Here is a 25,576-nt window from a genome sequence, read left to right as displayed (position 1 = left end):
TCCTTCTGTTCCGTTGTGCCTCAAACCCCGTTTCTGTCAGGCTGAAATCTATGACCTTCGCAGGCATGTGTCAAAAAATGCGAAAGATGACTCTATTCTGACTAAGCGGCGCGGCCCTGCCTGACATCCAGTTAGGGTATGCCTCAATCTGACGGTAGCGAGTCGCAGGCGTTCGGATCGGCATCGGTTTCGTTCCCTGTCTTGGCACGCGCTTCGAAGCGTTGATAACACTCCAACCCGCAGAAGTGCTCGACGTATTCCGCGCCTTCCGGGGTGAAGGCGGCATCGAGCGGGATTTCCTTGCAGCACACGCAGCAACTGGTGGTGGTCGAGTCACTTGCATTCATGGTGGCACCCCTCCATTGACTGACGAAGACGGCGAATGCCGCCGCCGGCATTGGCTTCGCGAACAGGAAGCCTTGTCCTGTGTCGCAGTCCGCTTGTCGCAATAGATCAAGACTCGCCGATGTTTCCACGCCTTCAGCCACCACATCCATGCCCAGCCCGTGCGCAAGCTGAATCACGGTGTGCACGATGGTTTGGTCGCGGCGGTCGTTGGCGAGCCCGGCGACAAACGATTGGTCGATCTTGAGCGTGCTGATTGGGCAGCACTTCAGATGTTGCAGACAGGAATACCCCGTCCCGAAGTCATCGGCGGCGAAGCGCACACCGATCTGCCGCAAGGCGTCCAGGGCGGGGAAGATCGCCGGATCACCAAACGCGACCGATTCGGTCAGCTCGATTTCGAGATACTCGGCGGGCAACTCGGCATCAGCCAGCACGCCCTTTACCCACCCGTCGAAGTCCGGTCCCACTTGGCTCGCCGAAACATTGACGGCCAGCCGGAACGGTCGCCATGCCAGCATTCGCCAGTCACGCATCTGGCGGCAGGCTTCGCCCAGCACCCAAGCGCCGATTTCAGGCATCAGGCCGGACGATTCGACCACGGGCAGGAACTGGCCCGGTGGCAATAGTCCAAGCGTCGGATGACGCCAGCGCAACAGGGCTTCCGCGCCGACAATCCCACCACTGCGCAGATCGACGACGGGCTGGTAGTGCAGTTCAAGCTGCCCGCGCTCGACCGCTTGGGCCAGTTCCGGCGTCGTCCATCCATCCGGCCGGAAAGCGCTCATTCTCTTTCCCTGAATGCCCGCAACGCCCGCGACAGGGACAGAAGGAACAGGCCGGTCAAACCGAGCGCCGCGATGACCCAATGCTCGCCGAGGAAAGCACCGGCGGTTGTGCCGGCCAGCACGACAGCGAGGATGGGCAGGTGGCAGGGGCAAGTCAGCACAGCCAGTCCGCCCCACAGGTAGCCGGTGATCGGTTTGTGCGTCTCGGACGGCAAGCGCTCGGGGTTGTTCATGGCAGACTCTCCGCGTGCTGTGCCGGCTCGGTCGGCAGGGTGGCCAACTGCACTTCCAGATCGGCCAACGCTTCGCGCCGACGCTCGACGAACTGACGCAGCAGGGCAAGCTGCGCGGCCGCTTCGTCGCCGTCCGCCGCATCCAGCGCCCGGCACAGCCGCGCCAGCGCGTCGAGGCCGATGCCCGCCTCGAAGGCCGCCCGCACGAAGCACAGCCGTTGCAAGGCGGCGTCATCGAACAAGCCGTAGCCGCCTGGTGTGCACGCCACCGGGCGCAGCAATCCGCGCAGCAGGTAGTCGCGCACGATATGCACGCTCACCCCGGCATCAAGAGCCAGCCGGGACACCGTGTAGGCGTTCATTGAACACCTCCTTTTTCTCACCCGGCGCAGCAGGAAAGCTGCTTCACATCCTTGTTGAAGGTCTGCGCCGCGAGCTTCAACCCCTCGACCATCGTCAGGTAGGGGAACAACTGGTCGGCCAGTTCCTGCACCGTCATGCGGTTGCGAATGGCCAGAGCCGCCGTCTGGATCAGTTCACCCGCTTCCGGCGCGACCGCCTGTACGCCGATCAGCCGATGGCTGCCTTCCTCGATAACCAACTTGATGAAGCCGCGTGTGTCGAAGTTGGCGAGCGCACGCGGCACGTTGTCCAAGGTCAAGGTGCGGCTGTCGGTCTCGATCCCGTCGTGGTGGGCTTCCGCCTCGCTGTAGCCCACGGTCGCCACTTGCGGATCGGTGAACACCACGGCCGGCATTGCGGTCAGGTCGAGCGCCGCATCGCCGCCGGTCATGTTGATCGCGGCACGGGTGCCGGCCGCTGCCGCCACATAGACGAACTGCGGCTGGTCGGTGCAGTCGCCGGCCGCGTAGATGTTCGGGTTGCTCGTGCGCATGCCTTGGTCGATGACGATGGCACCTTGCGCATTGACAGTGACCCCCGCTGCGTCCAGCGCGAGGCTGCGCGTGTTCGGTGTCCGACCGGTGGCAACCAGCAGTTTGTCGGCGCGCAATTCACCGTGCGTGGTGGTCAGCACGAATTCACCGTCCATATGGGCGACCTGGCTGGCTTGCGTGTGCTCCAGCACCTCGATGCCCTCGGCACGGAAAGCGGCTGTCACCGCCTCGCCGATGGCCGGGTCTTCACGGAAGAACAAGGTATTGCGCGCCAGGACCGTGACCTTGCTGCCCAGCCGGGCAAAGGCTTGCGCCAGCTCCAGCGCCACCACCGACGAGCCGATTACGGCAAGGCGTTCGGGAATGGTGTCGCTCGCCAGGGCCTCGGTGGAAGTCCAGTAGGGTGACTCTTTCAAGCCCGGAATCGGCGGGACCGCCGGGCTGGCACCCGTGGCGACCAGGCAGCGGTCGAACATCACGACGCGCTCGCCACCCTCGTTCAAACGGACGGTAAGGCTCTGGTCGTCCTTGAAGCGCGCCTCACCGTGCACAACGGTGATGGCCGGATTACCGCCCAGGATGCCTTCGTACTTGGCGTGCCGCAGTTCGTCGACGCGGGCCTGCTGCTGGGCCAGCAGCTTACTGCGGTCAATCGTAGGCACAGTTGCCGCAATACCGCCATCGAACGGGCTTTCCCGGCGCAGATGGGCGATGTGGGCGGCGCGGATCATGATCTTGGACGGCACACAGCCGACATTGACGCAGGTGCCGCCGATGGTGCCGCGCTCGATCAGCGTGACCTGCGCGCCTTGCTCGACGGCCTTCAGCGCCGCCGCCATCGCGGCTCCACCGCTGCCAATGACCGCTACCTGCACCGGGGGCTCGTTGCCACTGTGCTTTTCGGCGGCGGCCATCCATCCCCGCACCTTGTCGAGCAGTCCGACGCGGTTGTCCGCCAGTGGCGCATCGGCTAGCGTTGCCTTGTAGCCCAGTCCGGCCACGGCGGCAGTCAGCGCGTCCGGCGATGTGCCCGGCACGATGGCGAGTTGCGCTGTGCCCTTCGGATAGGACACCAGCGCCGACTGCACGCCTGGCACTTTTTCCAGCGCTTCCTTGACGTGCGCCGCGCACGAGTCGCAAGTCATGCCGGTGATTTTTAGATGGGTCATGCAACAGATCCTTTATCGTTTGTGGCGCCAGACAATGACGTCCGTTGTGCTGCGGTGCCGTTTTCAGTGACTCACTGCTTGACGCTGGACGGATAGCCCGCGTCTGCGGTTGCCTTGGTCAGCTTCTGCACGCTGGTCTTGGCATCGTCGAAGGTGACGACCGCTTGGCGTGTCTCGAAAGTCACGTCAACTTTGCTGACGCCTTCGACCTTGGAAATCGCCTTCTTGACAGTGATCGGGCAGGCGGAGCAGGTCATGCCCGGTACGGACAGCGTGACGGTCTGGGTGGCGGCCCAGACGGGGGCAACAACGGCGGCGAGGGCGAGGGAGGCAAACAGTTTCTTCATGGTGAACTCCGATCAGTAGAAAAATGGCATGACGTAGGGAAATCCGAGCGCGACCAGAACCAGCGCGGCCACGATCCAGAAAATGAGCTTGTAAGTAGCTCGCACTTGGGGAATCGCGCAGACCTCACCCGGTTTGCAGGCCGCTGCCTGCCGGTAGATGCGCCGCCAGGCGAAGAACAACGCCACCAGCGCCACGCCGATAAAGATGGGGCGATAGGGTTCCAACACCGCCAAGTTGCCGATCCAAGCGCCGCTGAACCCCAAGGCGATCAGAACCAACGGCCCGAGGCAGCAAGCCGAGGCGAGGATGGCGGCAAGCCCTCCAGTGAAGAGCGCGCCGCGCCCGGTTTTTGGTTCAGACATGCGCTTGTCCTTTCGAATTGAAATTGGATAGCGTAACCTTACTTCCGTACTCATGTACGGAGTCAAGCGATATGGAAAACAATTTGGAGAACCTGACCATTGGCGTTTTCGCCAAGGCGGCCGGGGTCAATGTGGAGACCATCCGTTTCTATCAGCGCAAGGGCTTGTTGCTGGAGCCTGACAAGCCCTATGGCAGCATCCGCCGCTATGGCGAGGCGAATGTAACGCGGGTGCGCTTCGTGAAATCAGCCCAGCGGCTGGGCTTCAGCCTGGATGAGATCGCCGAGCTGCTGCGGCTGGAGGATGGCACCCATTGCGAGGAAGCCAGCAGTCTGGCCGAGCACAAGCTCAAGGACGTGCGCGAGAAAATGGCTGACCTGGCGCGCATGGAGGCCGTGCTGTCTGAGTTGGTGCGCGCCTGCCATGCGCGAAGGGGGAACGTTTCCTGCCCGCTGATCGCGTCACTACAGGGTGGAGCAAGCTTGGCAGGTTCGGCTATGCCTTAGCGTGCTTTATTTTCCGTTTTCTGAGACGACCCCTTAGAAAGCCTAGTCAAAGAGCTGTCACGAGAACACCGTTAGCTTAGCGTACGATTTTTTCCGAATTCTGCGGTTCCCCCTTCCTCCGCATCTACGAGCTTGCACTGCAGGCCAGCTTCCGCGCAGATTTCACAATAGAACAGCTATCTGCCGAGCTAGGGCTGGTGGTGGACCAACTCTGGCCGAACTTTGAGAAAGCGGTTAGCGAAGCGGGATTGCCGATCGAGCAACTCGGGACCGAGTTGGTGCTTGGTGGATGGTCGTTGAAGAACGGCCGGATGATGGCCACGGCGTATGCGAAGAGTGACAGCCGGCGCCCTTGCGTTGTCCAGCCGATCGGGGGGCAGATGGCGTCGCCGGGCGAACCGCTCCAGGCCGCGACCCCTAGCATGGCCCAGGTGGATCTGCTGGCCCATGCGCGTCTCCAGGTCAGCTACCTCAATGGGCAATTGGGCCGGAAAGTAGCAGGAGGTCGACTGCTAGTTGGGTTTCTGCAGAAGGGGCAAGCCCTGCTCAAGGATCTAGGAGAGATCTAGGTCGCGGGAGTCAAATACGCTAGGGGCTGAAATCGAAGTTCAGGTCTGGCCCTAAGGCAGAAGGCCAAAGCAGACCAAGGTCGTCCGTGGATTTGGGATGTTTATCGAGGGCAGGGTGGATGTCCGCTTCTGGCCGGAAGCGGACATTGGGCGGCGACCGGCCCGGTGATGGCATCCGCCTTCGACCCAAAGCGGGCATCGTTCTCGACACACCTGAGTTGATCCGTACTCCAAAGCCTGTTTCCGCTACCCCTTGTAGTGCTCGACGTAGAGCCCCAAAGCTGCCAACGACGCATACACGGCGGACCCAGCGTTGGTCGCGTACAAGGCAAAGGGAACCGGAGGATCGCAGGGAACTGTTGCGATGAACCACGGAGCTGAGCTCGTCAAGCTCGTCCTAGGTGATGTGAGGAATCCTAGCTCCCTACGCATACCTAGCGCCTCGCGGACGTACGCCTTGTTCCAGCCGCCAGTCTTGCACGAGACCCCAAGAAGTAACTCCGTAAATGCGGGATAGCGACGGGTCTTAATCGGACGATATACACCGACGTCAATCTCGTGACGGTCAGCCGCTTTGACCACCGTCGTGCCTTTCCAGCTATGGCTTAGTGTGGTGACCTGCACTGAAATCCTAATCTCGAGCTTCTCAGTAGACGTAGATCCACTGATGTAATCGTGATCCGGATGGTTTGCTTTGCATGGAGATCCTCCAAACGTCAGGACGCCTGCCATCTTGGGGGTACACGTGAGCTTGTAGCCCGCACTATCGATGATTCGCAGAAGCCTAAGCAGCACCCGAAGTTCGTAAGCCTTTCCTTGCGCGTAGGGAGACCCGCTCGCCTTAGCACGCGAAATGGCTGCTTTCACAGCGTTGAGGATTGCTAACTTACTGATCGTCACAGTCGCGGTCCTCGTGGCGCGTGTTCCTCGCGAGGGTCGTCCGGTGGCAGATATCGAGCGATATAGGCCTCAAGATCTGCCTGCTCGTGATCCGTCAAACGCTGGGGTGATACAGTTGGTAGATGTGACCGGATTGAGCGAACTCGGCGACCTTCTGGTGTCTCAACAGTGTAATGAACGTCCTCCAGTCCGGTGAGACCTTGGACCAGCTTCCCGATCTCACCCAAGGTTTGCGAGAGGGCGTCTTGGGTCGTCACAGGTCTAAAATCGAGAACCGCCGCAAGTGCGGCTGCAGCTTGTGCATTCGTGTCGTCCTCGTAATCAGACATCGCCTGAACAATCGCGGAGCGAAGCGATCTAACAATTTGTGGATCAAGCTCAGACGCAAGGGCTAGCGCCTTCCCTATCTCCCTAATTACCTCTTCACCACCTTGATCTTCTGCCATTCACAACTCCACAGCTGTAGACATTAACGGGCCGCGCGGGATGAACCGCCCGGATTCTCTAAATTCAATTGCCGAAGGTTGCCGTTGGCAATGTTCCTTAAGAGTAAGGCACAGTGCGGTTTGGTTCCATAAGCGGATCGCGCTGGCTGTATCCCGAAGTGTGCGATGACGCCGAAGCTGGATAGTGTCGCTGAATTGGACCATCAGGCACTTAGGTCTGAGCCCTGATACAGATTGATGATATGACTCCAAGTCGCGTACGGGCTGCGAAGAGCACCGGCTACTTTGGTCCGCTTCTGACCGAAAGCGGACATTCGTTTAACCAAGGGTGAAGGAAACTTTTAGGGCCAGGATGGACTTCAACTCTCTCGTTCGCTCGCTTCTATCCGATGCGAAGATGCGCCGTAACAAGCCTCTGCGAGACTAGTGCGCGAGCCAGGTCGCTGACATTGCTCCATGGCCTATGACGTGCCCCGCACCCGCTGGTCAAATGGAACCGCCCTCGGCACCATGGGCACGACCATCTAAGGAGTTCTTCATGCTCTACCAAGATAAGTACGTCGCCTTCATCGACATGCTCGGGTTCTCCGCACTTGTCCAAGAGTCGGCAGCCGACATGAGCAAGCTTGATGAAATAGCAGAGGCCATCGACAGACTAAAGAACACAGCGTGCTGCAACCCAGCAACAGGACTTTTGTTCACTTACTTCAGCGACTGCATCGTCATATCAAGCAGCCGCTCTCCTGCTGGCCTTGCCGACATCCTGAGCTGCATCAGAATGTTGGCCGAGAACCTGCTAGTTGTTGATATATTGATACGTGGAGGGCTCACAGTTGGAAGCATTCATCATGATTCTCAGATGATCTTCGGACCGGCGATGCTGGACGCCTATCGCATGGAATGTAAGGAAGCACGCAATCCCATGGTGCTCGTGAGCGAAGAGGTGCGATCGGATGCTCGCGCTGCGGGGTTAAGCAACCTGTTGACGTGGGATGACGAAGAGCCAGACCGCCACTATGTCCACTATCTGATCTCGTACAGCGCTTATGACTCTAATCCAAGGGCGGGCGTCGTGATTCTCGATAGCCAGGCCGCTCTCATCCGGCATTTCATCGCCAAGAGGCTGCTAGGCGCTCCGGGTAAGATCCTGGATAAAGCCGAGTGGATGGAACGATATTGGAACGAGAAGGTGGCGACAGGTGGAATTCTCGGACGTGTTGACAGGGTCGCAGACCTTGTTAGGCCCAATGCGCGACCATTTCGCAGCAGACTCGCCGTTCTAGCACCGCAACCGGGCGCCACTAGTGTGGACTAGCGAATCAGGCAAGCAGCTGCCGATTCCTTGCAAAGATTCAATTCAATTGGCCATACGGAAGCACGTGCAATCCCTGATGGCAGTCGGGACCACCATCTCCCCATTGCCAGCCGCGTCTGAACCAGCGCCCGGAACGCTTCAGCGGAAGGGGCTGGTCCCTTCCGCTGGTGCCTGCCCTGGTTGCACCGGCTATGCGCGGCCACCACGTTCCCGGACACGTCTCTGCCCCCGTCCTGTTGGGCCACCAGGTGCTCGGCGGCGCATTGAAAGGCTCGGGCCTTACTGGCCTTCAGCCCGAGCTCTGAGGGTGCAGTGAGCCACATCGGCAGGCCGCAATAGAAGCAACGGCCCGATTGGGCGTAGAAGGCAGAAGTGCGAAGGGATCTGCGGCGTTTGGCGGTCATGGATGGCTCCGGAATCGAAGGATTCCCGTGCCCCCATTGGGTGGACCTCGGGCACCCGGAGCCTATTGGCTATGCGGGCACAACACCGGCGCTTTATAGCGACTGGCTAAGGCGTTATAGCTCAGCGCTTGAGCCGCTACAAGGCCCAGATGCCGACCAGAACGGGAGGGAGTCACCGACGCCCAGTTAAGGTCAAAGCTTGGTCAGGGGGCGAGCGACGCGCTTGAGCAGGTGGAGCGGGGCGTGGCGCGTCACCCAGGGAAGTCGCGGTGTTGTAGTCCTGCTCAACCCGCTGAACTGTTCGCACGTTCAGGCCCGAGATCTCGTCTAATTGTTCTTGCGACCAATGTCGCGACTGGCGGAACTGGGAAGTGCAGGCGACAAGCTCTGACCGATCAGGTGCGCAGTTGGGAACTCAAGGGCGAGCTGGATGTGGAGCCAGAAATCGAGGGCGTCTTAGGTGCGGATCCAGGAATCAAGGGCATCTTTGGGGGAGATCTGGAAATCGCGGGCGTCCTTGTGGGGAAATACGGGCGGACAGCTGTGGGATCTGGGGCGTTTCCGTTGTGGCAGTCAGCCACGCGGACCCAACAAAGGCCCAGATCCGGCGGATACGAGATTTCGCAATCTTGGTAGGTATGTTTAGTGTTGCATCAGTAACGGACTAAATTTAAAAGCGTTTTTGCCGATATAGCACATTAATCTGTTGCGCCTTTTGCATCGAGCCTTGTGTTGCGCGACTCAGGCTCCTAAGCGCAACAGGCCAACTCGTGGTCCGCAACACCCAGAACAGTCGCTGCAAGGCTTCTGACTAGTGGCCAGTCCCCCTCGCCGCTTGTCCCCTCTTTGAGCTTCAAAGCTTGCGGCTTCATGGGTCAACGCATTTTTTTATCGGTGGGGCTGAAAGAGGTCGCCATTACCGTCTCCATGAACCAGCTCGACGTGGAGACCTTGCCTCCCGACAATGATCGAAAGCTGCGGTCGCTTGTCTTTTCTCCCCGTAGCCAGTCGGCGCCATTCCGAGCGGTCCAATCCGGACGGGGTCGGGTAGTCCTCCGGGTGGGTGTGCCATTCGCCCAGATATCGTACCGTGCCACGTGAGGCGCGCCAGCGATCAAGGGCAAGCTTGGAATGACCGAATGGGGAGCGGTGAAAAAAGGTGCGCAGCCTGAGGTCCCAGATAGTTGGGGCTGTGGCCTGTTCAATGATCAGATGCTCGCCATGAACTGTCCCAAGAAGTAGCCCGCCTGACTCGGGAGCTTGATCGCCGTCTTGCACGTAGCGGGCAAACACATCCAAAGTGGCCGGCGAGAGATGAATGAGCTCGCCCAAGCCCGCCAGGTCATCGCCGACTGGCGACGCGACTACAACCAGGTGCGACCACACAGCAGCTGCGGTCGAATCCCGCCTGCCCAGTTCGCTGCCAACCACCGAGCACAACAAGCCGACAACGCAGTAACCTTCAACCCCGGGCTTTATCAGTAATCACTGGTATGGCCAGTGGGGGCAGGTCAAAGCTGAAGTCTGATCCGGATGGCCCAGATATCTTTCAGCTTGAGCGGAGCCTTCTGTCCGATCAGCTTTCCCTTGTTCCAAGGCTCGTGGGGCTGAGATGTGTGAAGAATTGCCATGACCTACTCCTGATGAAGGGGGTGGTCAGGGTTCTCCCACGTCAAGAATCAAGGCGTGATGCGACCCGAAGCGGACATCTGCTGATTGAGGGTATTGCCAACGGACTGTACAAGGCCGAGGTGATCCACCGTCGCTCCTGGCAAAGCCTCGAGGCCGTCGAGCTGGCCACGCTGGAATGGGTGAACTGGTTCAATCTTCGACGCCTGCTGGAGCCGATCAGCAACATCCCCCCCAGCCGAAGCTGAAGCAGCCTACTATCAGCAGACCCGTGAGCTCGCCATGGCGGCGTGACTCACACCAACGAGCCTCCGGGATTTCCGGGGCGGTTCAGCCAGCAGATCGCTGGATATTGACGCTTGACTTTCGGCATGGTAAGCGCAATATCTTGCAAAGTCTTGCAAGAACTTCCTCAGGCGAGGCCGCGTGACGACGGAACTTGTGGGGGTGGTATGACAGCGCGCCAGCAGGCGATCTTCACACTCGACGAGTTGGCTGCCTACTTGAAAGTCGGCAAGCGGACGCTTTACCGGCTCGCCGCGCACGGGGACATTCCGGCCTTCAAGGTCGGCGGGACGTGGCGGTTTCGTCAAAGTGAAATCGATCGATGGATCAATGATCAGACCCAAGCAGGCAGAAAGAAGGAGGTGATACGCACGGATGAGCAGCCAAAGTCAGCGGAACAACCCGTGTCGCCAGGGCGCGCTGTCCGTCGCCGCAGGCAAACGGAGTGAGCGAGAGTCTTCAATTTTTCTTCTGGAGGTGTGACATGGACATTGATCTCAAGAAATTGGCTCCCTGGAACTGGTTCAAGAAGGAGCAGGAAGAACAACAGAGCACTGCCTCGCTGCCGGTGCAGCGCAATGACCTGCCGGTGGCGGGTGGGTCGGTCAGTCCCATCCTGCAATTGCATCGCGAGATCGATCGCCTGTTCGACGACGCGTTTCGAGGCTTCGGTTTCCCGACGCTGGCCATGCCACGCTGGCCGTCGGAGTGGCCGGGCCTGCTGAAGCCGGCCCTGGACATCCAGGAGACCGACAAGCAGTACAAGATCGCCCTGGAAGTGCCCGGGGTCGAGGAAAAGGACATCCAGATCACGCTCGATAACGATGTGTTGCTGGTGCGCGGTGAGAAGCATCGGGAACAGGAAACGAAGGATGGTGGTTTCCACCGCGTGGAGCGTTCCTACGGCAGCTTTCAGCGCGCCCTGAATCTGCCGGCCGATGCCAACCAGGAAACGATCAAGGCCGCTTTCAAGAACGGCGTGCTCACGATCACGATGGACAAGCGCGAGGCCAGTGCCCCCAGGCAGGGGCGCTCGATCCCGATCAACGGCTGACGCCGATCGGCTCGTCCTCCGAAAAACAACCAAGTGAATGGCGAGGCGCCGTGACCTTCGGTGCCTCGTCAAATCAGTCCCTTTAAGGAGCATCAGCATGGCCAGAAAGCAGTGCCAAGTCTGCGGCCAGCCCGCCACGGTGCGGGTGGAAGCCAATCTCAATGGTCGCCACAGCACCATGCTGTTGTGTGACGATCACTATCGCCAACTGGCGCGCCAGCAAAAGCGCACCGTCTCGCCGCTGGAGGCTCTGTTTGGCTCGCGCAGCGGTTCGTTCGAAGACTTCCTCGGCAGCGACTTCTTCCGCATCGGTGACGATGCACCGTCCGTGGCGGCCGATACCGACGAGGTCGTCGATGCCTCGTTCGGCGAATCCGCTCCCGCAACGGCGGGCACGGCGCGCCGCCGCGGCAGTGGGCTGGCCAGCCGTATCAGCGAACAGTCTGAGGCCCTGTTGCAGGAAGCCGCCAAACATGCTGCCGAGTTCGGCCGGCCCGAAGTCGATACCGAACACCTGCTGCTGGCGCTGACCGACAGCGACGTGGTCAAGACCATCCTGGGGCAGTTCAAGATCAAGGTCGATGACCTCAAGCGGCAGATCGAATCCGAAGCCAAGCGTGGCGACAAGCCGTTCGAAGGCGAGATCGGCGTGTCGCCACGTGTCAAGGATGCGCTCAGCCGTGCCTTCGTGGCCTCCAACGAGTTGAGTCATTCCTATGTGGGGCCAGAGCACTTTCTGATCGGCCTGGCCGAAGAAGGCGAAGGCTTGGCAGCCAACCTGCTGCGCCGCTACGGGCTCACGCCGCAGGCGCTGCGCCAGCAGGTGAGCAAGGTGGTCGGCAAGGGGGCCGAGGACGGCCGTGCCGAGACGCCGACCAATACGCCGGAACTCGACAAGTATTCGCGCGACCTCACCAAGATGGCGCGCGAGGGCAAGCTCGATCCGGTCATCGGCCGCGCGCAGGAGATCGAGACGACCATCGAAGTGCTGGCCCGGCGCAAGAAGAACAACCCGGTGCTGATCGGCGAGCCTGGCGTGGGCAAGACCGCCATCGTCGAAGGGCTGGCGCAGCGCATGGTCGCAGGCGAGGTGCCCGAGACGCTGCGCGACAAGCGCCTGGTGGAACTCAACATCAACGCCATGGTGGCCGGCGCCAAGTACCGCGGCGAGTTCGAGGAGCGTGTGCAGAAGGTGCTCAAGGAAGTGACCGAGCACCAGGGCGAGCTGATTCTCTTCATCGACGAGGTGCACACCATCGTCGGTGCCGGCCAGGGTGGCGGCGAAGGCGGGCTGGACGTGGCCAACGTGTTCAAGCCGATGATGGCGCGCGGCGAGCTGAACCTGATCGGCGCCACCACGCTCAACGAGTATCAGAAGTACATCGAAAAGGATGCCGCGCTGGAGCGTCGCTTCCAGCCGGTGATGGTGCCCGAGCCGACGGTAGCGCAGACCATTATGATCCTGCGCGGCCTGCGCGACACGTTCGAAGCGCACCACAAGGTCAGTATCACAGAGGACGCGATCATCGCCGCCGCCGAGTTGTCCGACCGTTACATCACCGCCCGCTTTCTGCCCGACAAGGCCATCGACCTGCTCGACCAGGCAGCCGCACGCGTGAAGCTGTCAGCCACGGCCCGCCCGGTTGCCGTGCAGGAGCTGGAGGCCGAACTGCACCAGCTGCGGCGTGAGCAGGACTACATGGCCTCGCGCAAGCAGTACGACAAGGCCGCCGAGCTGGGCAAGCGCATCGAGGCCAAGGAGGCCGAACTCAAGAAGCTCGTCGAGGAATGGGAACGCGAGCGCGCCTCGGGCAGCGCCGAGGTCAAAGCCGAGCATGTCGCGCAGATCGTCTCGCGGCTGACCGGCATCCCGGTCAGCGAGCTGACGGTGGAAGAGCGCGAGAAGCTGCTGCATCTGGAGCAGCGGCTGCACGAGCGCGTGGTGGGCCAGGACGAAGCGGTGCGCGCGGTGGCCGATGCCGTGCGTCTGGCGCGCGCGGGCCTGCGCGAAGGCAGCAAGCCGGTGGCGACTTTTCTGTTCCTCGGGCCGACCGGCGTGGGCAAGACCGAGCTCGCCAAGGCGCTGGCCGAGTCCATCTATGGCGATGAAGGTGCGCTGCTGCGCATCGACATGTCCGAGTACGGGGAACGCCATACCGTGGCACGCCTGGTGGGCGCGCCTCCGGGTTATGTGGGCTATGACGAGGGCGGCCAGCTCACCGAGAAGGTGCGTCGCAAGCCCTACAGCGTGTTGCTGCTGGACGAGATCGAAAAAGCGCACCCCGACGTCTACAACATCCTGCTACAGGTGTTCGACGACGGTCGCCTCACCGACGGCAAGGGCCGGGTGGTGGATTTCACCAACACCATCATCATCGCCACCTCGAATCTGGGCTCGGACATCATCCAGCGTCGGCTGAAGGCCCGTGGCGCCGCCGGCGAGGAATACGAGAGGACCAAGTCCGAGGTGATGGACGTGCTGCGCGGACACTTCCGCCCCGAGTTCCTCAACCGCATCGACGAGATCATCGTCTTCCATGCGCTGGGCAAGGAGGAGATCCGCCATATCGTCGGCCTGCAGCTCGATCGTGTGGCCCGCAACGCCGCCAGCCAGGGCGTGACGCTGACCTTCGATCAGACCTTGATCGATCACTTCGCGGAGGAAGGCTACAAGCCCGAGTTCGGCGCGCGTGAGCTCAAGCGGCTGATCCGCAGCGAACTGGAGACCGCATTGGCGCGCGAGATGCTGGGTGGCGGTATCGGCAAGGGCGATCACGCCAGCGCCCGCTGGGACGACAAGGCCGAACGCGTCGTCTTCGAGCGCAAGGAGCCACCCGCGCAGCCGGCCGAGCCTGATAAGTCCGATGCCGCGAACGTGGCCGAGGCACCGCCGAACGGCGAGAGCAAGCCTAAGCGCAAGAAGAAGCCGGCGGGCGGCGAATCTTGAGTCATGAGGAGGCTATCGTGTCCGACCCCAACGGGCTGACATGGGCAGCCACCCTCGTGTCGCTGGCGGTCGCTGTCCCCACGGCGGGGCACGCGGTCATCTACAAGCGTGACCCTCGATCGGCCACGCTGTGGATACTGCTGATCGCCTTGTTGCCGCTGGGCGGTTCGCTGCTGTATGGGCTGTTCGGCATCAACCGTTACCAGCGGCGGGCACGGCGGCTGTTTCCGGGGACGGATCTTGCTGTTCGACAGGATCTCTCGCCCACGGTGCCCGAGCCCGTATCGCCGCCGCTTGCCGGCCTGGCGCACCTGGTAGGACGCGCCACCGGCCAGTCGCTGACCGGCGGCAACCGCATCGAGCCGCTTGTCGATGGCGAGCGGGCCTACCCGGCCATGCTCGCCGCCATCGAATCGGCGCGGAACAGCGTCGCCTTGGCCTCGTACATCTTCGACAGCCAAGGCATCGGGGCGCAGTTCGTCGATGCGCTGCGCCGGGCTCATGAGCGCGGCGTGCAAGTGCGGGTGCTGATCGACGACGTGTATGCCCGCTGGACGCCCCGCAGCGCCTACCGCGCCTTGCAACGCGCCGGCGTTCCGGCGGCGACGTTCAACCCGACGTTGATTCCCGCGCGCCTGCATGCCGCGCATCTGCGCAATCACCGCAAGCTGCTGGTGATCGATGGCGAGGCAGGTTTCACCGGTGGCATGAATATCTGCAGCCCGTATTGGCGGCCCGATGCGCCGGGCCAGGCCTGTCACGATTTGCACTTTCGTCTGCGCGGGCCGGTGGTTGCGCATCTGATGCAGTGCTTCACCGATGATTGGTGCGATGCCACGGGCGAGCAGCTCGGCGAGGGTTTCTGGCGCGAATCGCCCGCAATGGCTGATGAGCAAGGGACCTCTTGGGCGCGCGGCATCGAGGCCGGTCCCGACGAGGCCCTGGACAGGATGCGCTGGACCTTCATGGGCGCTTTGAGCGCGGCGAAGCATTCGGTGCGCATCTGGACACCTTATTTCGTCCCCGATCAGCCGATGATCGCGGCGCTTAGCACGGCTGCGTTGCGCGGGGTGCGTATCGACGTGCTGACGCCCGCAAACGGTGACCATCCCGCGGTGCAATGGGCCGCGCGCGCCCACTACTGGCAGGTGCTGGAGCACGGTGTGCGCATCTTCGAACGTCCTGGCCCGTTCGACCACAGCAAGCTGATGCTGATAGACGGCCAGTGGTGCTGCCTGGGTTCGGCCAACTGGGATGCGCGCAGCCTGCGCCTCAACTTCGAGTTCAATGTGGAGGTGTACGACACCGCGCTGTCTACGCGGCTGGAATCCCTTTTTGATGCCGCCCGTGATGCATCGAACGAGATATCGGCCATGGCGTTGCGCGCCCGCCCGCTGGCCATCCGCTTGCGCGACGGGGTGGCCCGTCTGTTCACCCCCATTCTCTAGCGACACGACTTGCGAGGAACATTGCCGATGGAAAAGAAAGATCAATGGAACATCGGCTACTGGATCGTCGCCGGCCTGTTGCTGCTGACGCTGCAGAACTACTGGCAGGCGGCGAAGACGGTTGAACCCGTTCCCTATAGTGAGTTCGAGAAAGCGCTGGCCGAGGGGCGCGTCGCCGAAGTACTGGTGTCGGACCGCACGGTGACCGGGCGCCTGAAATCACCGGACAGCCGGGGCAAGACCACCATCGTGGCCACCCGTGTCGAACCCGACCTGGCCGAGCGGCTGTCCAAATACGACGTGCCTTACGCGCGGGTGGTGGAAAGCACCTGGCTGCGTGATGTGCTCTCCTGGATTCTGCCGGCGGTGGCCTTCTTCGGCGTCTGGTTCTTCCTGTTCCGCCGCTTTGCCGAGAAGCAGGGCATGGGCGGTTTCCTGAGCATCGGCAAGAGCCGCGCCAAGGTATTCATGGAGAAGAACACTGGCGTGACCTTTGCCGATGTCGCTGGCGTCGATGAAGCCAAGGCGGAGTTGGTTGAGATCGTCGATTTCCTCAAGAATCCGCAGGAGTATGGACGGCTCGGGGCGCGCATTCCCAAGGGCGTGTTGCTGGTGGGCCCACCGGGCACCGGCAAGACATTGCTGGCCAAGGCTGTTGCCGGCGAGGCGGCGGTGCCCTTCTTCTCCATCTCCGGATCAGAGTTTGTCGAGATGTTCGTCGGCGTGGGTGCGGCGCGCGTGCGCGACCTGTTCGAGCAGGCGCGCGGGCAGGCGCCCGGCATCATCTTCATCGACGAACTCGACGCACTGGGCCGCGCGCGCGGTGTCGGCGGTCCCATCGGCGGCCACGACGAGCGCGAGCAGACCTTGAACCAGTTGCTTACCGAGATGGATGGCTTCGACAGTTCGGTGGGGCTCATCATCCTGGCTGCCACCAACCGGCCCGAAATCCTCGACCAGGCGCTGCTGCGCGCCGGTCGCTTCGACCGTCAGGTGCTGGTGGACCGGCCCGACAAGAATGGTCGCCTGGATATCCTGAAGGTCCATGTCAAGAAGATCACCCTGGCCCACGGTGTAGATCTGGAACAGGTGGCGGCGCTGACCACCGGCTTTTCCGGCGCTGATCTGGCCAATCTCGTGAACGAAGCAGCGCTGAACGCGACGCGGCGCAAGGCGCAGGCTGTGGAACTGCAAAACTTCACCGCCGCCATCGAGCGCATCGTGGCGGGCCTGGAGAAGAAGAACCGCGTGCTCAATCCCAAGGAGCGGGAAACCGTGGCCTATCACGAGATGGGCCATGCGCCGGTGGCGCTGGCGCTGCCCGGCACCGACCCCGTGCACAAGATCTCGATCATCCCGCGCGGCATCGGCGCGCTGGGCTACACCCTGCAACGCCCCACCGAAGACCGCTTCCTGATGACGCGCGCCGATCTGGAGTACAAGATCGCCGTGCTGTTGGGCGGGCGCGCCGCAGAGAAGTTGGTGTTTGGCGAACTGTCGACCGGTGCCGCAGACGATCTCGCGCGGGCCACCGACATCGCCCGCGACATGATTACACGCTTCGGCATGGATGAGGGCTTGGGGTACGTTGCTTTTGAGGCACAGAGGCCGCGTTTTCTTGATGCGCCTGAACTGGTTCAGGGTGGCTGCCGGGTAGCCGAATCGACTCAGACACGCATCGACCAAGCCATCCGTGACATCGTGATGGGTGTGTTTGATCGTGCATACCGAATTCTCGAAATCAACCGAGAAGTGCTGGAGCGCTGCGCGCGCGAGCTGCTGGCGCGGGAAACGCTCGACGAAAGCGATATCCGTCAATTGACTCAAGGACTTGCTCGGAACTGAAAACAGTAGTAGGTGCCATTCAGAGTAAGCCGACGGCTCTGTTCAGTGCGTCATCCAATTCGCCGGCATTGTTCAAGGAGAACCGATATGTCTGCATTGACTCCGTGGGACCCCTTCCGGGAGCTGGATGAATTGCAAAACCGCCTGGCGACGATGTTGGGACGGACACCCCAGCGACAGGGCGCCCGTACCGGCAACGAAGCCATGACCACGGCGGACTGGGCACCAATGGTGGACGTCAGCGAGGATGAGAACGCATTCATCCTCAAGCTGGATCTGCCGGAGGTCCCCAAGGATGCCGTGCGCGTCAGCGCGGAAAACGGCGTGCTCACCATCAGCGGCGAGCGCAAACTGGAAAAAGAGGAGCAGGGCAAGAAGTTCCACCGCATCGAACGTGCGTATGGCCGCTTTGTGCGCAGCTTTGTCTTGCCTGACAACGTTGATCCGACCAAGGTGACGGCTTCGATGAAAGACGGCGTGCTGGAAGTGCGGCTTGTCAAGGCCGAGCAAGCCAAACCGAAACAGATTGAAATCTCAGTCAACTAACTTCAATCAGGAGCCCAAGATCATGAATATCAAACAGCCACAATACATCTTCTCCGCACTTGCCCTGGCGGTCGTCGTCGGACTGAGCGGACCGGCTCTGGCCCAATCGGCGGCAGGTTCTAGCCCAGGTGCTGCAGCACCCTCTGCCGCATCCAAGGCGGCACAGCCACAGGTAGATGACAAGGTCGCCCGGGAAGCCGCGGGAAAGCGCGCCAAACTCGCCCAAGATGCAATCACTGCGCTGGCCAAGACCCATGAGGCATTGATCCTCCTTGATGCAAGGAAGACCAAGGAGGCGCTCGCTGCGCTGGAACTGGCCAGCGGAAAGCTGGAACTGGTATTGGCGCGTGACCCAAAACTTGCTTTGGCGCCCGTCGATGTACGCGTCATCACCCATGACATCCACGCCGACGTGGAATCGGTCAAGAAAGCGGTCAAGTTGTCTCGGGAGTTGTTGGATGATGGCGAGGTGCAAAAGGCACGGCCCATCGTCGCCAATCTTGCCAGCGAAATCGTGATCGAAACCGACAACCTGCCGATGGCAACGTACCCGGCAGCGATCAAGTCGGCCGCACGGCTCATCGACAGCGGCAAGATTGACGATGCCAAGGCGGTGCTCGCCCGAGCGCTGAACACGATGGTGATGACCTCGGTCGCCTTTCCTCTGCCCGTGCTACGGGCCGAAGCCGCGATGGCAAAAGCGGAAAAGCTGGCCGAGACCGGCAAGCGCAATGCCAAACAGAGCGAGGAGCTCAGCGCCCTGCTGGCCTACGTGCGCACGGAGATCGAGCTGGCGCAGATCCTGGGTTATGGCAAGAAGGCGGACTTCAAGCCCATCTTCGATCAGGTGAAGGCTATCGAGCAGAAATCCGCCGGAGGAAAAAGCGGCAAGGGGTGGTTCGACGAGTTGAAGATGCGCATCCAAAGGCTGTCTTGATGTGGTGAAGGAGCTGACTGCACCATCGGCTAGTCTCGCGATGGGCGCAGTCAGCCCAATAGATTCGCCTATTTTCACTAACTCATACGAGACATATCACCATGAATGAGCAAACATCGAATCCCAATGCGACGAACAAAGAAATAAACGAACAGGCCGCGGTAAGCAGCCTTCCTGTCAGTCCAGAGGCCAAGCCTGAAGTCGTCACGGAGGTACAGCCTGAGGTTCAGAAGGAAACGGACTCGCAGGCGGCAGACAAACGTAAACAAGTCCTCGATGAGGCCGTCTCGGCCTTGGCGCTGACCAAATCAGCGCTGGCCGCACTTGACGGCAAGGACGCTGCACGCGCATTGGCAACGCTGGCCGAAGTGACGGGAAAGCTGGAGCTGATCGTTGCGCGCGAACCCACGCTCGCCCTGGCCCCCGTTGATGTGCGCACCATCGTGCACGACCTGTTCGCCAACACGGACACCATTGAGGCGATGACCGACGAGGCGCTGGATGCCCTCAAACATGGCGAGGTGCAACAGGCACGTCACGTGCTGGCTTTGCTGGCCAGTGAGATCGTGATCGCGGTCACCAACATCCCTCTGGCGTCCTATCCCGCAGCCGTGAAGTCAGTCGTGCCGCTGATCGATCAGGGCAAGATCGAAGAAGCCAAAGCCGCGCTGCAGGCAGCGCTCAGCACGCTGGTCGAGACGCGCAGCGTGCATCCGCTGCCCGCCCTGCGCGCCAGGCTGCTCCTGAAGCGCGCCGAGCCCCTGGTAGAAGATGGTCAGCGCAGCGAAGCATCCAATGAGCGCCTGGAGACATTGTTGAACGAAGCCCGGCAGCAGTTGGAAATGGCAGAACTGCTGGGCTATGGAAAAAGGAAGGACTTTGAGTCCATGTACGATGAACTCAAGAAAATCAAGCAGAAGACGGGAGGGGGAGGCGGCGGAAAAGGCTGGCTCGATGAAGTCAAGGCAAAACTGTCCAGGTTGTTCTGAAACCGCTGGAGAGGGGGCGCATAGCGCCCCCTCTCTTGTCCCATGAGTGTTTGATTTTTCATCTCGTATAGGTCTTTAGGAGATATTGCATGAACACAGACACCATCGCCAATTCCAATGCGGATGACCCCACCAAAGCACTGTGTTCGCTGAGCCAAAATTGGTGGCTTTTTGCGCTGCGCGGTGTCTTGGCATTGATTTTCGCAGCCCTTGCGTTCTGGATGCCACAATCGGCTCTGTTGGCCACGACCTTAGTGTTCGGCGCATTCTCCTTGGTCAATGGCGCTTTCAACTTGGTTGCAGCGGTGCGCCATATCCAGAAAAAAGAGCGCTGGGGCTGGCTGCTGTTCAGCGGCATTGTCGGCATGCTTACCGGCGTTGTCGTCCTGGTTGCTCCTTTGGTCGCCACGATGGTCATGGCTTCTTTTTTATGGGCTAGCGTGGGGGTCTGGGCGATTTTCACCGGTGTGCTGGAGATATCCGCCGCGGTTCGGCTGCGTCAAGAAATCAAGGGTGAAATCTGGCTTGCCTTCAGTGGACTGCTCTCGATAGTCCTTGGCGCTATCGTCTTGTGGATATTCTTCTCCCGTCCGGCCGAGTCATTCCTGGCCGCAGGCTGGCTGCTGGGCTTCTATGCGGCAGTCTATGGTGTCACGCTTTTGTTCTTGAGTTGGCGTCTTCGCAGAACGCGCCAGGGATAAGAGCGGGTCAAACTAAATTCTATGGATATGAGCATTTTCGGTTCGTGACTCCATAGAAATGACATCAAAGGAGTCATACATGCAGACGCAATATAGCTATCGAGCTGTCGACAAAGAGTTTCATGAACCATGGCAGAGAGCTTTGGGAAATGCGGTCGAGCACGCCCTCAAGCCATTGCTCGACAAACACACTAAAGATTCAGTGCGACTTCGAATCGTCCTTGATCGCGACAAGACCAAGCGGCAATTTCTGGCCAGTGGCTATATGCACCTGCCCGGCAGAAAGATTGTCAGCGTTACTGCATCACATGACGAGCTGACGCCCCTCGCGCAGATGCTCGCACAGTCGTTGTGCCGTCAGGCCAAGAAGCATTTTGACCGGCTGCATGCTCAGGACCAGATCAAGCGCAAAGCACGACGCGAGCGCTTGCGCGAGCTCAAGGTGCGAATTGCCGCAAAACCCGCGTCAGCCGCCCATGAGGCCAAAGTGACCCGAATGCCTCTACTGTCGAAACTTGAGGCTGTCGCAAGGCGTGAGCTGGCTTATCTGCGTGCCGTCGGCGATTTACCGCGCGATTATCCGACGCTGCGCGACGTGGTGGATGAAGCGATTGTCCAAGCTGAGGTGGAATGGCAATCCGTGCCGGAAGAAAAAGCGGCTTACTTCGGTCTTCTGAAGCATCTGTTCGCCGTGCTGGATCACGAAGTGGCAAACAGCCGGCAATTTGGCGAATTCGTTTCTCTGGACGCGCCGGTCGAAGCGGATGCCCAGGACGTCGCCGAGGCCATGGTGGAAGAGGAAGTCTTCGAATTTTATCAGCCCGATGACACACTCAGGCTGGCCGATATCATCGCTGACAGTCAGCATCCCGATGCCGCAACGATCGCGGAACAGCAGGAGCTAGTTGATCGGTCGAGCGAGTTCGCTTTTGCATTCGACCTGCTGAAGGACATGCCGCGTTTGTGGCGGCGCATTTTTCTGCTTATCCGTGTGGACGGGCTGGATGCCAGCAGCGTCTCTGAAATCCTGCTGATTCCTAGTAAGGAAGATACTGTCCAAAGGTGGCTCATGCAGGCCGAAGCGTTCATCGCTGCTCATTTGGAAGAGGCCGGAGTAAGCAAAGACGGGAACGATTGGCTCCAAGGCGTTGATTGGTCGGCATTGTCTGTGACCCGAAGCGCGGCAGCCTCACTGTGGTCCAAGGAGGCGAACCATGAAGAATGATCTTCACCTCGTCTGTCCGCATTGCCAGTCCATCAACCGCGTACCGACTGCGAAGCTATCGGAACATCCCAACTGCGGCCGCTGCCAGCAGCCCTTGTTCACGGGCGAACCCATCGAGTTGACCACGGCGACGTTCTCGCGCCACGTGGAGCGCAGCGACCTGCCACTGTTGGTAGATTTCTGGGCACCTTGGTGCGGGCCGTGCAAGATGATGGCCCCGCAGTTCCAGCAAGCGGCGCGTCAGCTCGAACCCAGGGTCAGGCTGGCCAAGGTCAATACCGAGGCAGAACCCCACCTGGCCGCGCAGTTCGGCATCCGCAGCATTCCGACGCTCGCCCTGTTCCAAGGTGGGCGGGAGATCGGGCGTCAGGCGGGCGCCATGGGCGCGCAGGACATCGTGCGCTGGGCATCTGCACAGGTGGGGCGCTGACCGATGCAGGACTTGCTCGGCGCCACCCTGATCCTGCTGGCGGCATGCAGTCTCGCGGCGGTGGCGACGGCGGCGTTCAGAGTACCCGCCTTGCTGGGTTACCTCGCCGTCGGCGCCTTGCTGGGCCCGTCGGTCAGCGGTGTAGTCGCGCCGGGAGAAGCGCTTGATTTTCTGTCCGAGCTGGGCGTGGCCCTGCTGCTGTTCATGGTTGGGCTGGAGTTCTCCCTCGGGCACTTCTGGCTTTCCCGTAAAACCGTATTGGCGGCCGGCAGCTTGCAGATGATCGCTGTCGCCACGCCACTGACCTTGATGTTGATGTGGCTGGGACAGCCAGTTCAGTGCGCTGCGTTGCTCAGCACTGCGGCGGCCATGTCGTCCACGGCGCTGGTCAGCCGACAGCTGGCCGACCAAGGCGAGCTCACCACCCGCCACGGCCGCAGCGCCATCGCCGTGCTGGTCTTTCAGGACCTGGCCAGCGTGCCCCTGCTGGCCCTGCTGGCGATCTGGGCGCGCGGCGAGTCGCCGAAGATCGAGAGCGTGCTGCTCGAAGTGTTGGGCGTGCTGATGTTGTTCGCGGCAGCGGCCCTCGCCTCCCGTCGTCTGTTGCATGGCCTGCTGGGCTGGGTGGCGCGGCAGGGCCACGAAGAATCCTTCGTGCTGGTTTCCTTGTGCGTGGTGGTGGCTGCCGCCGCTGCTGCACACGCGGTCGGCGTATCCGCCGCCCTGGGTGCGTTTTTGGCCGGCATGGTGCTGGGCGAGAGCGACTTCCGTCACCACATGGAAAGCCACCTCAAACCGTTTCGCGATGTGTTGTCGGGGGTGTTCTTCGTGACCATCGGCCTGCAGTTGGACGGAGCGCAGATTCTTTCGGCACCACTGGCGGTGTTCGCGTGGCTGGCAGTGCTGGTACCGGTCAAGATCGGGCTCAACACCCTGGCCTTGCGGGCGACGCGCCTGTCCGCCTTCGATGCCTGGCGCACGGGCATAGCGTTGGGGCATGGCGGCGAGTTCGCCCTGCTGTTGTTGGGCATGGTCTTGCAGCAGCATCTGATTCCCGCGACCGTCGTACAACCCATGCTGGTCGCGCTGGTGCTCAGCATGGCCTTGGCACCGCTGCTGATCCGCCATCACGATGTACTTGCCCGGTTCTTGAGCCGCACCGGCGGCGTCATTCAGCCACCCCAGGCTGAAGAAGTTGAGATCACCGCGCAGACAGCGCGATTTCGAGACCACGTCATCATCTGCGGCGCAGGCGAGCTTGGCCTGACAGTCAGCGAAATTCTTCGACACGCGGGCGTGGCGCATCTGCTGCTGGAAGCAGACGAGCAGAAGGTCGAGGCCGCACGTGCCGCCGGCGCGCCGGTGTTCCATGGCGATGCCAGTCGCCCCGATACCTTGCTGGCTGCCGGGTTGGCGCAAGCGCGTCTGGTGGTGCTCACGTTCGACCATGCCCAGCAAGTGCTGCGCATCGCCCAGGCGATTGCCGAGCGCCGTCCGGCGCTGACCTTGTGGGTGTCATGCAGAAGTACGACCGCGGCCGATGCACTTCGCGCCATGCCCAACGTGCATGTACACCAGCAATCCTTTGCCGCGGCCCTTGGGCTGGCGGAACAGGTGATGTCGTCGCTTGGCATGTCGGCCGAGCTCGTCGAACGAAACATCAGTGCGATGCGCCGCCGTCTCGACAGCGGCAATGTCGCAGGGAGTCCATCTGCATGAAGTCAACAGGCCGCAATCCATTTCAGGTCTTCCGTGACCAATGGGCCATCATGAGTTTATACGATCGCTTCGAGCAGGTCGTCGCCCTCGTTCTGTCGGCGGTAATTGCCGTCATCATCGTGGTGTCGCTGTTCCAGCTCATCGCCATCGTCTTCACGCTGCTGGTCCTCGATGCCTTCAATCCCCTGGATCACAAGGTATTCCAGAGTGTGTTCGGCATGATCATGACGCTCTTGATCGCGATGGAGTTCAAGCATTCCATTGTGCGCGTGGCGCTGCGTCGGGACAGCATCATCCAGGTCAAGACCGTGATCCTCATCGGTCTGATCGCGCTGGCGCGCAAGTTCGTGATCCTTGACCCCGAGGCGAGCCCCGCAAAGATAGCCGCGCTGGCAGGCGCCACGCTGGCTCTGGGTGCGACCTACTGGCTGCTGCGCGAGCGCGGCGACCGCGCCGCCGAGACCTCTTGACCTGCCCCCACTGAGCCGTACCACGTGAAGCTGTAAAGTCCGTCAACCCGAGAGGACGGACATGCGCAAGAGTCGCTTCACCACCGAACAGATCATCGGATTCATCAAGCAGGCCGAGGCCGGCATGGCAGTCGCGGAACTGGGCCGCCAGCACGGCTTCAGCCCCGCCAGCTTCTACGCCTGGCGGGCCAAGTACGGCGGCATGGAGGCCGAGGACGCCAAGCGCCTGAAGGAGCTGGAAGCCGAGAACAACCGGCTCAAGCGGTTGCTGGCCGACGCCCATTTGGACATCGAGGTGCTGAAGATCGGCTTCGGGGTAAAACGCTAGCCCCGCAACGCAAGCGCGAGGCAGTCCGACGCATGCTCGACCAGACGGTGTTGAGCGAGCGCCGGGCTTGCCGCCTTGCGGGGCTGTCCCGCGATGCCTTCCGCCACCCGCCCGTGCCGACGCCTGCCACCCAGGCACTGTCGGCACGGATCATCGAACTGGCCCAGATCCGCCGCAGGTTCGGCTATCGCCGCCTGCACGACCTGCTGCGCCCGGAGTTCCCAGACGTGAACCACAAGAAGGTCTATCGGCTCTACAGCGAGGCCAGCCTCGCCGTGCGCCGACGCAAGAAGGCCAAGCGCCCCCCGCTTGAGCGACAGCCTCTGGCGATCGCTACGGCGCCCAACCAGGTCTGGAGCATGGACTTCGTCAGCGACGCCCTGGCCAACGCCCGGCGGCTCAAGTGCCTGACCGTGGCCGACGACTTCACCCACGAGTGCGTGGACATCACGGTTGACCATGGCATGGGTGGCGCCTACGTCGTCCGGGTCCTCGACCAGGCCGCCTGCTTCCGGGGCTACCCGCGGGCCGTACGCACGGACAACGTGCTAACTCTGGAGTCAACAACAAATTGGGAGCGAACGGATCCGCGGACGTCGCTGACGTCCGGTCAGGCAAGTCGCACCGCTATTTGCACCAAGTCCCGTGGGCTTCCACGTCTTCAGGGTCTCCTGGTCTGACCATAGTGAACACGAGGTCCAGAACGGCCTCGAACGTGCCTAAAACAGCATGGAGTCCCGTG

The 25,576-nt window shown here is 61.4% G+C and carries 22 protein-coding genes and 4 pseudogenes; 18 read left to right on the top strand and 8 right to left on the bottom strand.

From position 1 onward, the window contains the following. Nucleotides 1–143: 143 nt before the first annotated feature. The 6 genes from ROV93_RS05295 to merT form a co-directional block, all read right to left on the bottom strand. Nucleotides 144–1,133: a DUF3330 domain-containing protein gene (locus tag ROV93_RS05295; RefSeq protein ID WP_003132006.1), complete on the bottom strand. Its 990-nt coding sequence runs from the start codon at nucleotides 1,131–1,133 to the stop codon at nucleotides 144–146. Beyond that, nucleotides 1,130–1,366 (bottom strand): broad-spectrum mercury transporter MerE, encoded by a 237-nt coding sequence (gene merE / locus ROV93_RS05290; RefSeq protein WP_003132004.1) that lies wholly within the window; start codon nucleotides 1,364–1,366, stop codon nucleotides 1,130–1,132. The genes ROV93_RS05295 and merE overlap by 4 nt, the downstream gene beginning before the upstream one ends. Beyond that, nucleotides 1,363–1,728 carry a mercury resistance co-regulator MerD gene (gene merD, locus ROV93_RS05285; RefSeq protein WP_000995360.1) on the bottom strand — a complete coding sequence of 122 codons (366 nt, stop codon included), beginning with the start codon at nucleotides 1,726–1,728 and terminating at the stop codon, nucleotides 1,363–1,365. The genes merE and merD overlap by 4 nt, the downstream gene beginning before the upstream one ends. A gap of 17 nt (nucleotides 1,729–1,745) precedes the next feature. Continuing rightward, a complete protein-coding gene (gene merA / locus ROV93_RS05280) occupies nucleotides 1,746–3,431 on the bottom strand; it encodes a mercury(II) reductase (RefSeq protein WP_003156770.1) in 1,686 nt (561 codons plus the stop codon). Nucleotides 3,432–3,502: 71 nt separating this feature from the next. Beyond that, nucleotides 3,503–3,778 carry a mercury resistance system periplasmic binding protein MerP gene (gene merP, locus ROV93_RS05275; protein WP_003131987.1) on the bottom strand — a complete coding sequence of 92 codons (276 nt, stop codon included), beginning with the start codon at nucleotides 3,776–3,778 and terminating at the stop codon, nucleotides 3,503–3,505. Between the two features lie 12 nt (nucleotides 3,779–3,790). Further along, nucleotides 3,791–4,141, bottom strand: coding sequence for a mercuric ion transporter MerT (gene merT / locus ROV93_RS05270; protein ID WP_003131974.1), 351 nt, complete (start codon nucleotides 4,139–4,141; stop codon nucleotides 3,791–3,793). Between the two features lie 71 nt (nucleotides 4,142–4,212). Between merT and merR the strand changes: the two genes are divergently transcribed. Together merR and ROV93_RS05260 are read left to right on the top strand one after the other, a co-directional pair. Beyond that, entirely contained in the window at nucleotides 4,213–4,647 is a 435-nt protein-coding gene (merR, locus tag ROV93_RS05265) for an Hg(II)-responsive transcriptional regulator (RefSeq protein WP_005413387.1), read from the top strand. 2,453 nt (nucleotides 4,648–7,100) lie between these two features. Then, a complete protein-coding gene (locus ROV93_RS05260; RefSeq protein WP_032966761.1) occupies nucleotides 7,101–7,877 on the top strand; it encodes a hypothetical protein in 777 nt (258 codons plus the stop codon). A 576-nt stretch (nucleotides 7,878–8,453) separates the two neighbouring features. Here the strand turns inward: ROV93_RS05260 and ROV93_RS22275 are convergent. Next, a pseudogene (locus ROV93_RS22275) lies at nucleotides 8,454–8,636 on the bottom strand (hypothetical protein); the annotation flags it as partial. Nucleotides 8,637–9,169: 533 nt separating this feature from the next. Continuing rightward, the gene (locus tag ROV93_RS05255; protein ID WP_312539424.1) at nucleotides 9,170–9,559 is read right to left on the bottom strand and encodes a Mov34/MPN/PAD-1 family protein; all 390 of its coding nucleotides are present in this window, start codon (nucleotides 9,557–9,559) and stop codon (nucleotides 9,170–9,172) included. 51 nt (nucleotides 9,560–9,610) lie between these two features. Here ROV93_RS05255 and ROV93_RS05250 point away from each other — a divergent pair. The 16 genes and pseudogenes from ROV93_RS05250 to ROV93_RS05175 form a co-directional block, all read left to right on the top strand. Beyond that, nucleotides 9,611–9,766, top strand: a pseudogene (locus tag ROV93_RS05250) (integrase core domain-containing protein); the annotation flags it as partial. Between the two features lie 221 nt (nucleotides 9,767–9,987). Beyond that, nucleotides 9,988–10,204: pseudogene (locus ROV93_RS05245) on the top strand (IS3 family transposase); the annotation flags it as partial. 158 nt (nucleotides 10,205–10,362) lie between these two features. Continuing rightward, on the top strand, nucleotides 10,363–10,644 hold the full coding sequence (locus ROV93_RS05240) for a helix-turn-helix domain-containing protein (protein ID WP_032961707.1): 282 nt from the start codon (nucleotides 10,363–10,365) through the stop codon (nucleotides 10,642–10,644). Nucleotides 10,645–10,679: 35 nt separating this feature from the next. Further along, the gene (locus tag ROV93_RS05235) at nucleotides 10,680–11,249 is read left to right on the top strand and encodes an Hsp20/alpha crystallin family protein (RefSeq protein ID WP_005409669.1); all 570 of its coding nucleotides are present in this window, start codon (nucleotides 10,680–10,682) and stop codon (nucleotides 11,247–11,249) included. 97 nt (nucleotides 11,250–11,346) lie between these two features. Beyond that, nucleotides 11,347–14,196, top strand: coding sequence for a heat shock survival AAA family ATPase ClpK (clpK, locus tag ROV93_RS05230; protein ID WP_180890376.1), 2,850 nt, complete (start codon nucleotides 11,347–11,349; stop codon nucleotides 14,194–14,196). Between the two features lie 17 nt (nucleotides 14,197–14,213). Further along, on the top strand, nucleotides 14,214–15,644 hold the full coding sequence (gene cls / locus ROV93_RS05225; RefSeq protein ID WP_188218419.1) for a cardiolipin synthase: 1,431 nt from the start codon (nucleotides 14,214–14,216) through the stop codon (nucleotides 15,642–15,644). A 27-nt stretch (nucleotides 15,645–15,671) separates the two neighbouring features. Further along, nucleotides 15,672–17,489 (top strand): ATP-dependent zinc metalloprotease FtsH, encoded by a 1,818-nt coding sequence (ftsH, locus tag ROV93_RS05220; protein WP_005409666.1) that lies wholly within the window; start codon nucleotides 15,672–15,674, stop codon nucleotides 17,487–17,489. Nucleotides 17,490–17,576: 87 nt separating this feature from the next. Next, complete coding sequence (gene hsp20-GI, locus ROV93_RS05215) at nucleotides 17,577–18,035, top strand: small heat shock protein sHSP20-GI (protein WP_005409665.1); 459 nt, start codon at nucleotides 17,577–17,579, stop codon at nucleotides 18,033–18,035. Between the two features lie 22 nt (nucleotides 18,036–18,057). Continuing rightward, nucleotides 18,058–18,972 carry a heat resistance protein YfdX1 gene (yfdX1, locus tag ROV93_RS05210; RefSeq protein WP_005409664.1) on the top strand — a complete coding sequence of 305 codons (915 nt, stop codon included), beginning with the start codon at nucleotides 18,058–18,060 and terminating at the stop codon, nucleotides 18,970–18,972. 101 nt (nucleotides 18,973–19,073) lie between these two features. Continuing rightward, nucleotides 19,074–19,961: a heat resistance protein YfdX2 gene (yfdX2, locus tag ROV93_RS05205; RefSeq protein ID WP_005409663.1), complete on the top strand. Its 888-nt coding sequence runs from the start codon at nucleotides 19,074–19,076 to the stop codon at nucleotides 19,959–19,961. Between the two features lie 89 nt (nucleotides 19,962–20,050). Then, nucleotides 20,051–20,662: an HdeD family acid-resistance protein gene (locus tag ROV93_RS05200; RefSeq protein WP_005409662.1), complete on the top strand. Its 612-nt coding sequence runs from the start codon at nucleotides 20,051–20,053 to the stop codon at nucleotides 20,660–20,662. Nucleotides 20,663–20,741: 79 nt separating this feature from the next. Further along, the gene (locus ROV93_RS05195; RefSeq protein WP_005409661.1) at nucleotides 20,742–21,887 is read left to right on the top strand and encodes a hypothetical protein; all 1,146 of its coding nucleotides are present in this window, start codon (nucleotides 20,742–20,744) and stop codon (nucleotides 21,885–21,887) included. After that, nucleotides 21,877–22,317 carry a heat resistance system thioredoxin Trx-GI gene (gene trx-GI, locus ROV93_RS05190; protein ID WP_005409660.1) on the top strand — a complete coding sequence of 147 codons (441 nt, stop codon included), beginning with the start codon at nucleotides 21,877–21,879 and terminating at the stop codon, nucleotides 22,315–22,317. The genes ROV93_RS05195 and trx-GI overlap by 11 nt, the downstream gene beginning before the upstream one ends. Nucleotides 22,318–22,320: 3 nt before the next feature. Beyond that, nucleotides 22,321–24,036 (top strand): heat resistance system K+/H+ antiporter KefB-GI, encoded by a 1,716-nt coding sequence (gene kefB-GI / locus ROV93_RS05185; RefSeq protein ID WP_005409659.1) that lies wholly within the window; start codon nucleotides 22,321–22,323, stop codon nucleotides 24,034–24,036. Next, a complete protein-coding gene (gene psiE-GI / locus ROV93_RS05180) occupies nucleotides 24,033–24,506 on the top strand; it encodes a heat resistance protein PsiE-GI (protein WP_032961714.1) in 474 nt (157 codons plus the stop codon). The genes kefB-GI and psiE-GI overlap by 4 nt, the downstream gene beginning before the upstream one ends. 61 nt (nucleotides 24,507–24,567) lie before the next feature. Then, nucleotides 24,568–25,379: pseudogene (locus ROV93_RS05175) on the top strand (IS3 family transposase); the annotation flags it as partial. Nucleotides 25,380–25,576: the final 197 nt, after the last annotated feature.

This window comes from Stenotrophomonas maltophilia group sp. msm4 (assembly GCF_032025605.1).
Taxonomy (GTDB): Bacteria; Pseudomonadota; Gammaproteobacteria; order Xanthomonadales; family Xanthomonadaceae; genus Stenotrophomonas; species Stenotrophomonas sepilia.
Note: the sequence above shows the minus strand (reverse complement) of the source record. Positions and strands in the feature narration are given on the sequence as shown.